12 protein-coding genes are annotated in these 11,981 nt (G+C 71.4%); 6 read left to right on the forward strand and 6 right to left on the reverse strand.

The genetic code is table 11. From position 1 onward, the window contains the following. Positions 1 to 272 precede the first annotated feature (272 nt). A complete protein-coding gene (gene snpA, locus ACIO3R_RS08215) occupies positions 273 to 944 on the forward strand; it encodes a snapalysin (RefSeq protein WP_385025169.1) in 672 nt (223 codons plus the stop codon). Between the two features lie 159 nt (positions 945 to 1,103). On the opposite strand, the gene ACIO3R_RS08220 is transcribed toward snpA, so the two are convergent. From ACIO3R_RS08220 to ACIO3R_RS08240, 5 genes are all read right to left on the reverse strand, one after another. After that, the gene (locus ACIO3R_RS08220) at positions 1,104 to 1,460 is read right to left on the reverse strand and encodes a GntR family transcriptional regulator (protein ID WP_385025407.1); all 357 of its coding nucleotides are present in this window, start codon (positions 1,458 to 1,460) and stop codon (positions 1,104 to 1,106) included. 2 nt (positions 1,461 to 1,462) lie between these two features. Further along, on the reverse strand, positions 1,463 to 2,446 hold the full coding sequence (locus ACIO3R_RS08225) for a DUF1648 domain-containing protein (protein ID WP_402104478.1): 984 nt from the start codon (positions 2,444 to 2,446) through the stop codon (positions 1,463 to 1,465). Positions 2,447 to 2,663: 217 nt separating this feature from the next. Continuing rightward, positions 2,664 to 3,332, reverse strand: coding sequence for a DUF6304 family protein (locus ACIO3R_RS08230; RefSeq protein WP_402104481.1), 669 nt, complete (start codon positions 3,330 to 3,332; stop codon positions 2,664 to 2,666). 267 nt (positions 3,333 to 3,599) lie between these two features. After that, positions 3,600 to 4,643, reverse strand: coding sequence for a family 2 encapsulin nanocompartment cargo protein polyprenyl transferase (locus ACIO3R_RS08235; RefSeq protein WP_385025178.1), 1,044 nt, complete (start codon positions 4,641 to 4,643; stop codon positions 3,600 to 3,602). Positions 4,644 to 4,814: 171 nt separating this feature from the next. Continuing rightward, the gene (locus tag ACIO3R_RS08240) at positions 4,815 to 6,221 is read right to left on the reverse strand and encodes a family 2B encapsulin nanocompartment shell protein (protein WP_385025181.1); all 1,407 of its coding nucleotides are present in this window, start codon (positions 6,219 to 6,221) and stop codon (positions 4,815 to 4,817) included. A 175-nt stretch (positions 6,222 to 6,396) separates the two neighbouring features. Between ACIO3R_RS08240 and ACIO3R_RS08245 the strand changes: the two genes are divergently transcribed. The 4 genes from ACIO3R_RS08245 to ACIO3R_RS08260 all read left to right on the forward strand — a co-directional run bounded on the left by ACIO3R_RS08245 (position 6,397) and on the right by ACIO3R_RS08260 (position 9,900). Then, positions 6,397 to 6,846: an RrF2 family transcriptional regulator gene (locus ACIO3R_RS08245; protein WP_385025184.1), complete on the forward strand. Its 450-nt coding sequence runs from the start codon at positions 6,397 to 6,399 to the stop codon at positions 6,844 to 6,846. 107 nt (positions 6,847 to 6,953) lie between these two features. Further along, the gene (locus tag ACIO3R_RS08250) at positions 6,954 to 8,150 is read left to right on the forward strand and encodes a globin domain-containing protein (protein WP_402104486.1); all 1,197 of its coding nucleotides are present in this window, start codon (positions 6,954 to 6,956) and stop codon (positions 8,148 to 8,150) included. Positions 8,151 to 8,297: 147 nt separating this feature from the next. Beyond that, complete coding sequence (locus ACIO3R_RS08255; RefSeq protein ID WP_385025190.1) at positions 8,298 to 8,888, forward strand: N-acetylmuramoyl-L-alanine amidase; 591 nt, start codon at positions 8,298 to 8,300, stop codon at positions 8,886 to 8,888. 64 nt (positions 8,889 to 8,952) lie between these two features. Continuing rightward, a complete protein-coding gene (locus ACIO3R_RS08260) occupies positions 8,953 to 9,900 on the forward strand; it encodes a 1-aminocyclopropane-1-carboxylate deaminase/D-cysteine desulfhydrase (RefSeq protein WP_402104489.1) in 948 nt (315 codons plus the stop codon). Here the strand turns inward: ACIO3R_RS08260 and ACIO3R_RS08265 are convergent. Next, on the reverse strand, positions 9,879 to 11,477 hold the full coding sequence (locus ACIO3R_RS08265) for a Na+/H+ antiporter (protein WP_402104492.1): 1,599 nt from the start codon (positions 11,475 to 11,477) through the stop codon (positions 9,879 to 9,881). The two genes, ACIO3R_RS08260 and ACIO3R_RS08265, sit on opposite strands and share 22 nt — an antisense overlap. Positions 11,478 to 11,512: 35 nt before the next feature. Here ACIO3R_RS08265 and ACIO3R_RS08270 point away from each other — a divergent pair, with 35 nt between their 5' ends. Then, positions 11,513 to 11,773: a UBP-type zinc finger domain-containing protein gene (locus ACIO3R_RS08270; protein ID WP_385025199.1), complete on the forward strand. Its 261-nt coding sequence runs from the start codon at positions 11,513 to 11,515 to the stop codon at positions 11,771 to 11,773. Positions 11,774 to 11,981: the final 208 nt, after the last annotated feature.

Consider the following 11,981-nt stretch of genomic DNA (forward strand, 5'->3'; position numbering starts at 1 on the left):
TGAGACTAGGGCGGCGGACCGTGCCGCACCAGACGCCCCAACCCCATCAAACTCCTTCAATTCAGGGCTCGTTGGAATGCCGGCCACCGCTTGTGCCCTTGCGCGCCGTCCCGCCCCCGGGCATGGGCGACAACGGGGCGATAGGGCGGTGCTATCGCCGGTTGGCATCATCCGCCGGGGCTCCGCTTCACCGACACTCTCTCCGTACCGCCCCCGTCCGAGTCCGATCATCGGACGGGTTCCTCGGACAGGTAACTGGTAGGAGACCCCCCATGAGACACCCCAGGACCGTCATGTCGGCCGTCGTCGGCCTCGGCTTCGGCCTCGCCGCCGCGCTGGGAACCGCCCCCGCGCTCACCACTGCCGCCCCGGCACCTGCCTCTTCCGCCCCGGCCCCCCACGTCGCTTACACCGCCCACTCCGGATCGCACGAGAGCGCCGCCGCCAACAAGGCGTTCTTCGAGGCGGTCGCGAAGTCGGTGGCCGAGAAGCGGGCCGCCCACCCGGGCGTCCAGTCGGTCACCATCGTCTACAGCACCGCCAACGCCCCCAGCTTCCGCACGCAGATATCCAACAGCGCGCAGATCTGGAACAGCTCGGTCTCCAACGTCCATTTGCAGGAGGGGTCCAACGCCGACTTCACCTACTACGAGGGCAACGACCCGAGCGGCTCGTACGCCAGCACCGACGGACACGGCAACGGCTACATCTTCCTCGACTACGCGCAGAACCAGCAGTACGACTCGACCCGTGTCACGACCCACGAGACCGGGCACGTGCTCGGCCTGCCGGACCACTACTCGGGACCGTGCAGCGAGCTGATGTCGGGCGGCGGCCCCGGCCCGTCCTGCACCAACCCGTACCCGGACACCAATGAGCGCAGCCGGGTGAACTCCCTCTGGCAGAACGGCTTCGCGGCCGCGCTCGCCCGCAGCGGTTCCTGACGCCGCCGACCGGGGCCACCTCGCAGGACGAGGTGGCCCCTCGCGCGTCCGGCCGGCGCTTGGCGTATTCGCAGCCCTTCGCGTGTTCGGCCGGCGCTTGGCTCGTTCGGCCGGCGCTTGGCGCGTTCGGTCCGCCCCGGTCTCGTCGGCCGGTCCTTGTCAGCTGTTCAGTTCGGTACGGACGAGGGCCAGCAGCTCGTCCTCCGTCATCCCGAGCTCACGGGCGTCGCCGACCATCTCGCGTACCCGCTCCAGCAGCCTGGCGCGGTGCGGGGAGGCGCCCGCCGCGACCATCGCACCGCGCCCCCGGCGCAGCTCGATCACCCCTTCCTCGCGCAGCCGCTGGTAACCGCGCAGCGCCGTGTGGACGTTGACGCCCAGCGATTCGGCGAGGACCCGGGCGGCGGGCAGCCGCTCGCCCGGCTCGACCGATCCGTCCGCGACGGCACGGCGCACGCAGGCCGCGATCTGGTCGCCGAGCGGCACGGTGGAAGTGGGGTCGACCCGGAAGAGCATGGTCATTTTTCCGTTCGGCGCTGATCGATCAGTGTGTTGAGGAGAGCGGCGGCGGTCGCCGAGTCGTCGACGGTCACCGCGAAGTCCCGTCCGCCGGAGAGCCGTGCCACGATTGCCTCACCGGAACGGATCATGACCCCGGTACGACCGGGGGTCAGCCGGAAGCCCCAGCCCCCGTACTCGGCCAGGGCCTTGATGTCACGGCTGCTCGCCTCCTCGATCCTGTCGAGCGGGACCCGTATGCGCGGCCACGGCAGCAGCCCGGAGACCGTGATGCCGCGCCGGTCCACTGTGACGTACGGACGGGCGAAGCACACCAGCACCACACCCACGAGGAGGGCCGGAACCGCCGCGCCCCAGCCCGAGACGAACAGCAGGACGACCCCGCCTCCGAGCACGACGAGCGCGACCGGGGGCAGCCACCAGGTACCGGCGTTGCGCGCCCACCCCGCGACCTCCCCGTGCGCCAGCGCGATCCGCTCGCCGCCACGCGACGGCCCGCTGCCGGCGGGTGCCTCCGCCACCGGGAGGAGGGCGGCGAGCAGCAGACCGAGCCCGAAGGCGAGCGCGGCGACTCCCAGGGCCACGGCCATGTGCCACATCGGGAACGAGACACCTTGCGCGCGGCCCTGCGCGTCCGCCGCGACATCGACGTTGATGAGCATGACGACCGCCATCAGGTAGCCGAGGGCTCCGGCGAGGGCATAGCCACTGGCGACGAGCCTCTGGTACCCGCGGCCGGTGAACTTCCCCGCGACCGCCATCAGCGTCCACAGGGCGCCGATCCCGATGAACAGGATGGCGACGAGCGCGATGTACGAGCCCTGGCTCGCATGGTCGTCCGCCCGGCCGTTACCGACGAAGTGGCTGGCCAGCTGCGCGGGCAGCCGGTCGCGGCGGGTGGCGAAAAGGATGAGGTCGGCGGCGGTGGCGAGCACGAACGGCAGCGCGGCGAGGGCCACACGACCGGCATTCCTAGGGTTCATCGAAACCTCCATTGTTTGCATGTTAGTAGAACAATGGAGGTGAGGCAATGCGGAGCCCGCCTGACGGTGACGCGCTGTCAGGCGGGCTCGGTGACGGGCTGATAGGTGCGGCGCCGCTGCGAGGGACGGGCCGGTATGAACGATGGGGCGTATGAGTGGTGCGGCGGTATGAGTGGTGGGGCGTACGAGTGGCGCGGCGGTATGAGTGGTGCGGCGGTCAGGCCAGTTCGAGCGGGAACGCGCCGCGGTGGCCGGTGCCCGCGCCCTCCGCCGGCCTGGGCTCGAACTCCGGGCAGCTCCAGGTCTCCTGGACGAAGCCGCTGCGCCGGTCCCAGAGGTCGAGGACATCGCCCTGGCCGTCCGCGCCGCGGTAGGCCTCCTTGGCGCCCCGGAAACAGGCGAGACCGCCGGAGAGACCGCGGCCGGGCGCCGGGAAGTAGTCCGAGAAGGCGCAGGCGATACAGGTCTGGAGCCGGACCCCGGGCGGGAGGACCCGCTGGATGGTGGCGAGCGCGGACCCGAAGTCGCTCTCGGCCCGATGGGACCGGAAGCCCGCTCCGCCGAACTGGAGCTCCAGGTAGAGGTACGGGTCCGGCCTGCGCAGGGACAGCAGGCAGCTCAGCCTGGCCTGTTGGGCCACCCCGTCCGCGACGACCGGGAACGGCAGGTCCCATTCCAGGACGCAGTCGTTGAGCACGCCGTCCGCCAGGGTGAACGTCTCACCCTGGTCCGGCGTGCCCGCCACGGGGCGCAGACCGTCGAAGCTGTCGCCCTCGAAGTCGACTCCCCGGATACGGAGGCGGAGTTGCTGTCCGTCGGTGGTGAGGATGACGGCATCGGATCCCTGCCGGTCCCGGTACCACCCTGCCCACGACTCATCTGTCATGGGCAGGGACTGTAGCCCGTGCCTCCGACACTCCCCCTGCCGCCCTCCACTTCCCCGCGCGGGCCCTGTGACCTCGGCCGATCATCGGCCCGCCCCGCCGGACCCGCTCACCCGGCCGCCCGGCTCACGACATCGCCTCGCGTCCTTTCGTTCCCCGCCCTTCCGTTCCGCGTCTCTTCGCTCCGCCCTCTCCCCGCCTCGCCCCGGGTCCCTCCCCGCCAACCCCCTCCGACGTGCTTCTTCGTCGCTTCTGCGTTGCTCCTTCGTTCAGTGCGTCCGGCGGGTGACGAACTCCGCCAGGGCCAGGAGATCGCCCGCCGCGGACAGATCGGGCACGGCGCGGGACAGGTGGTGCACGGCGCGGGCCATCCGGTCCGCGGCGCAGATCTGCGCCCAGTCGCGGCCGCCGGCCCGGTCGACGGCGTCGGCCGCACGGCTCACCTCGCCGGCCGTGTTCATGGGGCCGCGGTAGAGCGCGGCGAGCTCCGCGGCCGCCGGGGTGCCGGAGGTGAGCGCGGCGACCACGGGCAGCGACTTCTTGTGGGCGGCGAGATCGGCCCCGACCGGCTTCCCGGTCTGGGACGTGTCACCCCAGATGCCGATGAGGTCGTCGATGAGCTGGAAGGCGAGCCCCGCCTCCCGGCCGAAACCGTCCATCGCCCCGACGCCGCGCTCGTCCGCGCCCGCGTAGAGCGCGCCCAGCGCGCAGGCGCAGCCGAGCAGTGCGCCCGTCTTGGCCGTGGCCATGGTGAGGCACTCGTCCAACGAGACCTCGTCCGGGCCGCGTTCCTCGAACGCGCAGTCGGCCTGCTGGCCCGCGCACAGCTCGATGACGCAGGTCGAGAGCCGGGCCGAGGCCCTCGACGACACCGCTCGGGCGTCCTCGGCGAGCAGCCGCTGGGCGAGGGCCAGCATGGCGTCGCCCGCGATGACGGCGTCCGGGATCCCGAAGACCGTCCAGGCCGTGGCGCGGTGGCGACGGGTGCGGTCCTCATCGATGACGTCGTCGTGCAGCAGGGTGAAGTTGTGCGCCAGCTCGACGGCGACGGCCGCCCGCACGGCGTCCCGGGGATCACCTCCGAGCGCCCTGGTGGCGGCCAGCACGAGCGCGGGTCTGATCGCCTTGCCCGCACCGCTCGCGGCCGGGCTCCCGTCGGCGTGCTGCCAGCCGAAGTGGTACATGGCGACGCGCCGGATCGATCCGGGCAGCGAGGCGACCGCCGCCCTCAGGTGGGGGTCGACGAGGGATCGGGTGTACTCCAGAAGAGCTGCGGCCTCGTTGCCCTCGGTCTCGGCAGCTGCATGGGTCATGGTCAATCGGCACCCCGGTCGTTGCCGTCCCCGGCCCGGTCGCTGTCGCCCCGGGCCGGGGACGTGGGTGGTTGCTGTGGGTACTGCGGACCGCGGCTGGGCCCGGACCCGGGGACGGGCCCCTGCGGTCCGGGCCCACGGGCCCGGGACGTGTTCTCGCCCGGACAGGCCCTAACGCCAGCGGCTGACCTCGACGTTCTCCAGGACACCGAGGGCGTCCGGTACCAGCACGGCCGCCGAGTAGTAGGCCGTCACGAGGTAGGAGATGATCGCCTGCTCGTCGATCCCCATGAAGCGGACCGAGAGGCTGGGCTCGATCTCGTCGGGAATGCCCGTCTGGTGGAGTCCGACGACGCCCTGTTCGGCCTCACCGGTCCTCATGCAGATGATCGACGAGGTGCGGGCGTCGGTGACCGGGATCTTGTTGGACGGGAAGATCGGGACCCCGCGCCAGGACGCCATACGGTGTCCGCCGACATCCACGCTCTCCGGGACCAGGCCGCGCCTGCTGCACTCCCGGCCGAAGGCGGCGATGGCCCGCGGGTGGGCCAGGAAGAGCTTCGATCCGCGGCGGCGCGAGAGCAGTTCGTCCATGTCGTCGGGGCCGGGCACCCCGTCGTGGGGCTGGATCCGCTGGCCGTAGTCGCAGTTGTTGAGCAGGCCGAACTCGCGGTTGTTGATCAGCTCGTGCTCCTGGCGCTCGCGCAGCGCCTCGACCGTCAGCCGCAACTGCTGCTCGGTCTGGTTCATCGGCTGGTTGTAGAGGTCGGCGACACGGCTGTGGACCTTCAGCACGGTCTGCGCGACGCTCAGTTCGTACTCGCGCGGCGCGGACTCGTAGTCGACGTACGTGTGCGGGACGACGGCCTCGCCGACATGTCCCGCGGACAGGTCGATCTCCGCCTCGCCGTACTTGTTGGTGCGCTGCCGCGGGACGGCCAGCTGCCGGGCGAGGTGCTCGCGCAGCGAGTCGGACCGCTCGGCGAGGTTGAGCACATCGGCCCGTTGCAGCGTGAGGACGGTGCAGTCGGTGACGGCGCGGGCCGTGTACTCCCAGAGGGCGTCGCCCTCGATGAGGGAGTGGTCGCCGAAGTAGGCGCCGTCGGCGTGCACTCCGAGCACCGTCTCGTCCCCGTAGGGGCCGGTGCCGATCTTCTCGACCCTTCCGTGCGCCAGCAGGAAGACCCGGTCCGCCGCGTCACCGGCCGTGGCCAGGAGCTGTCCGGCGGGGACGTCACGCTGCTCGCACCTGCGGGCCAGCTCGGCGAGCGCCTCCTCGTCCCCGAAGTCCCTCAGTGCCGGGAGTTCGCCGAGCTCGGCGGGGATGACCGCCACCCGGTCCCCGGTCTGCACGAAGGTCACCCGGCCGTCGCCGACCGCGTAGCTCAGCCTGCGGTTCACCCGGTATGTGCCGCCCTGCACCTGGACCCACGGGAGCATCTTCAGCAGCCACCGTGAGGTGATCTCCTGCATCTGCGGGGCGGACTTGGTGGTCGTCGCGAGGTTCCGCGCGGCTGCCGTGCCAAGACTCTGCTGCGGCGGCACCTGCGCGTTCTGAACCTCTTCACCAACGGACATCTGACGTCCTCTCGATCATCGGCGGAACTGCTGAAGAAGCCTTTCAGCACGTGACCCGGCGCGCCATTACACAAAAGAGTGTGACTAATAGGGCTTTGGGTTGGGCACAACGCTGCGCGATGTTTGCGGACCAGTTAATTTGCATCTCGGATGCCAATTATCTACGGTGACGGTCATGCGGCTGACGAGATTCACCGACGTGGCGCTGCGCGTACTGATGCGCCTCGCCGTCACGGAGAACGCGGATCCGCCGACCACGCGCGAGGTGGCGGCGGCCATGGAAGTGCCCTACTCCCACGCCGCCAAGGTCGTCGCCCGGCTCCAGCACCTCGGCCTGGTCGAGGCGCGGCGGGGCCGCGGCGGCGGGCTCGCCCTCGCCGCGGGCGCCCGGTCCGCCTCCATCGGCGGACTCGTCCGCGAGCTGGAGGGACCCGGCGACGTCGTCGAGTGCGAGGGCGCCACCCCGTGCCCGCTGCGGTCGGCGTGCCGGCTGCGCGGCGCCCTGCGCGAGGCGGCAGAGGCCTTCTACGCCACGCTCGACCCGCTCACCGTCACCGAACTCGTCACCTCCCCGACCGGACCGCTCCTGATCGGCATCAGCAGCGGACGGCCGCCCGGCGGCTGAACCGCACCCGCGCCAACGGGGTCCGCCCCCGTCTCCGCACCGGTCGCCCAGGCCGGTCAAAAATATGCATCTCAGATACCAATTCACTTCACACCCGAGGAGTCACGATGCTCTCCGAGCCGTCGACCGCCACTGTCCGCGCCACCCTCCCCGCCGTCGGCGCGGCCATCGGGGACATCGCGGACCTCTTCTACCGCAAGCTGTTCGACGCCCACCCCGAGCTGTTGCGCGACCTCTTCAACCGCGGCAACCAGGCGTCCGGCACCCAGCGTCAGGCGCTCGCCGGCTCCATAGCCGCGTTCGCGACCCAGCTCGTCGAGCACCCGGACACCCGCCCCGACGCCATGCTCGGCCGCATCGCGCACAAGCACGCCTCGCTCGGCATCACCGCCGCCCAGTACGACATCGTGCACACCCACCTGTTCGCCGCCATCGCCGAGGTGCTCGGCGACGCCGTGACCCCCGAGGTCGCCGCCGCCTGGGACGAGGTCTACTGGCTGATGGCCAACGCCCTCATAGCCATGGAGGAGCGGCTGTACGCGCAGCAGGGTGTGCTCGCCGGTGACGTCTGGCGCGACTGGGAGGTGGTGTCCCGCACCGAGGAGACCGAGGACGTCGCCACCTTCCGGCTCCGCCCCGCCGACGGTTCGCCCACCCCCGGCTTCCACCCCGGCCAGTACGTCTCGGTGCGGTGCGAACTGCCGGACGGCGCACGCCAGATACGCCAGTACAGCCTCTCCTGCGCCCCCGGCTCGCCGCTCCGCTCGATCACCGTCAAGCGGGTGCACGGCGGCGGCGCCCCCGACGGCGAGGTCTCACGGCACCTCCACGACCGGGTCCGCGCGGGCGACCGGCTCCGGGTGTCGCTCCCGTACGGCGACCTCGTACTGAAGTCCGACGACGCCCCGCTCCTGCTCGCCTCCGCGGGCATCGGATGCACGCCGATGCTCTCGATGCTCGAACACCTCGCGAGCGACGACCACCGCGCCCCGGTCACCGTCGTGCACGGCGACCGCTCCCCCGACGACCACGCCATGCGCACCGACCACGCGCTCCTCACCGGCAAACTCCCCGACGCCTCGGCGCACTTCTGGTACGAGATCCCCGGGCCCGGCCACCCCGCGAACCGCACGGGGCTGGTCGATCTGACGGGTCTGGCCATCGCGTCCGGCACCCACGCCTACCTCTGCGGCCCGCTGCCCTTCATGCGGTCCGTACGCACCCAGCTGCTCGCCAGGGGCGTCCCCGCGGCCGACATCCACTACGAGGTGTTCGGCCCCGACCTGTGGCTCGCCAAGGGCTGAACCGGAACCGGTGCTCGCGGAGTTGGCCTGATCGGCTCGCACACCGCCCGAACAGGGCCCCGCGAACGGCCCATGCCCGGCTCGCGGCCCTTTTGCCGGGTACAAGCGCTGTACGGACATACTCCCCACGCGCAAAAGGAGCCGGCCATGTCCTCACCCATGTCCGCGAGCACCTTCCTCGCCGCCCTGAAGAACGAGGGGCTCACCGTCGTCCAGGTGGGCGACTGGCGTACCCACAACCGCAATGACAAGGGTTCCTGGGGCCCGGTCAACGGCGTGGTGATCCACCACACCGTCACCGAGGGCACCGACGCCACCGTCCAGCTCTGCCGCGACGGCCACAGCGATCTGCCGGGGCCGCTGTGCCACGGCGTCATCGCCAAGGACGGCCGCGTCCACCTGGTCGGCTACGGCCGGGCCAACCACGCCGGTCTCGGCGACGACGACGTCCTGCGCGCCGTCATCGCGGAGAAGGGCCTGCCGGCGGTCAACGAGGCCAACACCGACGGGAACCGGCACTTCTACGGCTTCGAGTGCGAGAACCTCGGCGACGGCAAGGACCCGTGGCCCGACGAACAGCTCGAAGCCATCGAGAAGGCCGCGGCCGCGGTCTGCCGCCACCACGGCTGGAGCGCCAAGTCGGTGATCGGACACCTGGAGTGGCAACCGGGCAAGGTGGACCCGCGCGGCTTCACGATGGCCTCCATGCGGGACCGGATCCAGGACCGCCTGAAGTAGCCGCCCGGCGGCCCGCCCGGGGCACGTCCTCACTGCCGGACCCGGGCACGTCCACAATGGGGGCATGCCTGCCACACCGTCCGGTCCGCCCGGCCTCCCCCGGCTGCGGCCGGTGCTCCCGTCACCCCTGCAGCCGGCCGAGGACGACCGCTTCGGCCGGCACGGCGTACGGCTGCTGCTCAAGCGCGACGACCTGATCCACCCGGATCTGCCGGGCAACAAGTGGCGCAAGCTCGCCCCCAACCTGCGGGCCGCCGCCGGACGTCCCGTGCTGACGTTCGGCGGGGCGTACTCCAACCACCTGCGGGCCACGGCCGCCGCGGGCCGGCTGCTGGGCTTCCGTACCGTCGGCGTCGTCCGCGGCGACGAGCTGGCCCACCGCCCGCTCAACCCCTCCCTGGCGCAGTGCGCCGCCGACGGGATGCGGCTGCACTTCGTGGACCGCCGGACCTACCGCGCCAAGGCCGATCCACAGGTCCTGGCCGGGCTGCTGAGCGCCCACGGGGAGTGCGAGGTCATCCCGGAGGGCGGCAGCAACGCCCTGGCCGCACAGGGCTGCTCAGAGCTCGGGCAGGAGCTGCGCGGCCTGGCCGACGTGGCCGCGGTGGCCTGCGGCACCGGCGGCACCCTCGCGGGCCTCGCCGCCGGCCTCGCACCGGAGCAGCGCGCGCTCGGCGTCCCGGTCCTGCGCGGCGGCTTCCTGACGGACGCGGTACGTGACCTCCAGCGGGAGGCGTTCGGCGGACCGGCCGGCTCCTGGTCCCTGGACGAACGCTTCCACTTCGGCGGCTACGCCCGCACCACTGACGCCCTGCACGCCTTCGCCGACGACTTCGAGGACCGGCACGGGCTGCCCGTCGAGCGGCTCTATGTGGCCAAACTCCTGTACGCGCTCACAGCGCTGGCCGAGGAGGGCGCGTTCCCCGCCGGCACCGCGGTCGCCGCCGTGGTCACGGGACGCCCGGACCCCGCAGAGCCGCCCGGCGCCCCTCAGTCCGACTCCTCCCGGTAGGCCGCCGCCTCCTCCAGGTCGAGGCGCCTGAGCAGGGTCCGCATCATCTCGTCGTCGATGCCCCGCTCGTCCCGCAGCCGCACGAAGACCTCGCGCTCGGCCTCGATCATCTCGCCGGCCAGCCGCCGGTAGGTGTCGTCCGCCGACTCCCCCGTCACCGGATTCGACGCCCCGAGGCGTTCCCACACGGCGTTGCGGCGCCGCTCCAGGACGGTCCGCAGCCGCTCGGTGAGCGGCTGGGGCAGCCGGTTGCGCTCATCGGTGAGCAGCTCCTCCAGCCGCGCCTCCGCGGCCGTGGAGGCCTCGCTCTGCGCCTGCGCCTCCGCGAGGGTCTCGGCCTGCCGGTCGCGCCCCGGAAGCCTCAGGACGCGCACCAGGAGCGGCAGGGTGAGCCCCTGGATGACCAGGGTGCCGATGACCGTGGTGAACGTCAGGAAGAGCACCAGGTTGCGGGCCGGGAAGTCCGCGCCGCCGGCCGTGACCATCGGGATGGAGAACGCGATGGCGAGCGAGACGACACCGCGCATCCCGGCCCAGCCGACGATCAGCGGGGCGGTCCAGTCGGTCTCGGGTTCCCGGTCCCTGATGCGTTTCGACAGCCAGCGGGGCAGATAGGTCGCCGGATAGACCCAGACGAACCGGACCACGACGACCGCCAGGAACACCGCCACCGCGTACCAGAGGGCGTCCGCGACGGCGTACGTACCGAGTCCCTTCAGTACGAAGGGCAGCTGGAGGCCGATCAGCGCGAAGACCGCGGACTCCAGGACGAAGGCGACCATCTTCCAGACGGCCGCCTCCTGGAGCCTGGTCGCGAAGTCGACCTGCCAGGACCGGTGGCCCAGGTAGAGCGCGACGACGACCACCGCGAGCACTCCGGACGCGTGCACCCGTTCGGCCGCCGCGTACGCCACGAAGGGGATCAGGAGCGACAGGGTGTTCTGGAGCAGCGCCTCCTTCAGGTGTGTACGGAGCCAGTGCAGCGGCACCATGAGCACCAGGCCGACCGCGACACCGCCGACCGACGCGAGAAAGAACTCGCCGATCCCGGCGCCCCAGCTCATCCCCTCGCCCACGGCCGCGGCGAGCGCCACCTTGTACGCGGTGATGGCGGTGGCGTCGTTCACCAGGGACTCGCCCTGGAGGATCGTCGTGACCCGGGCGGGCAGTCCGACCCGGCGGGCGATGGCCGCGGCCGTGACCGCGTCCGGCGGGGCGATCACGGCGCCCAGCACCAGCGCGGCGGTGAGCGGCAGATCGGGCACCAGCCGGTACGCCAGCCAGCCGACCGCGACGGTCGCGAACAGCACGTAGCCGACGGAGAGCAGCGCGACGGGGCGGAGATTGGCCCGCAGGTCGAGGTACGAACTGTCGACGGCGGCCGTGTAGAGCAGCGGTGGCAGCAGGAGCGGCAGCACGATGTGCGCGTTCAGGGTGTACGTCGGCACCCCCGGCACGTACGAGGCGATCAGCCCCATGGCCACCAGCAGCAGCGGGGCGGGCACGGGTGTGCGGCGGGCCAGCCCCGCCGTCGCCGCACTGGCCGCGACCAGTGCCACCAGTGGCAATGCGTCCATCTCACGGTCCTCGCATCCGTCGTAACCTGGCAATCATGAGTGAGTGCCCGCACGTATCAGATCTGCCGCGCCCCGAGCCCGCACCCCTCAGTGACGCCTGTCTCGAATGCCGGGCAGCCGGCACCCATCCCGTGCAGCTGCGGCTCTGCCTGACCTGCGGCCATGTCGGCTGCTGCGATTCGTCACCCCTTCAGCACGCCACGACGCACTTCAAGGAGACCGGTCATCCGGTGATGCGGAGCTTCGAACCCGGCGAAAGCTGGCGCTGGTGCTTCGAGGACGGTTCGATCGTCTGACGTCTGGGTACGTCAAACCGGCGCCTGTTGTTCGTAATTGACCGCCACAGACCCCTAGCCACCGTGCGTACCCATGGGCTTACCATGAGTGACAACCATGGGACGGGGTCCTGGCGACACGGCATCATGGATCGCGATAGCGTCGCCGGACCAAGAACCGAAGACGTACCGCATGGCTCCGGGGCACTCTTCCCGGATCCTCGAATGA

Source organism: Streptomyces sp. NPDC087428, from assembly GCF_044744085.1.
Classification (GTDB): domain Bacteria; phylum Actinomycetota; class Actinomycetes; order Streptomycetales; family Streptomycetaceae; genus Streptomyces.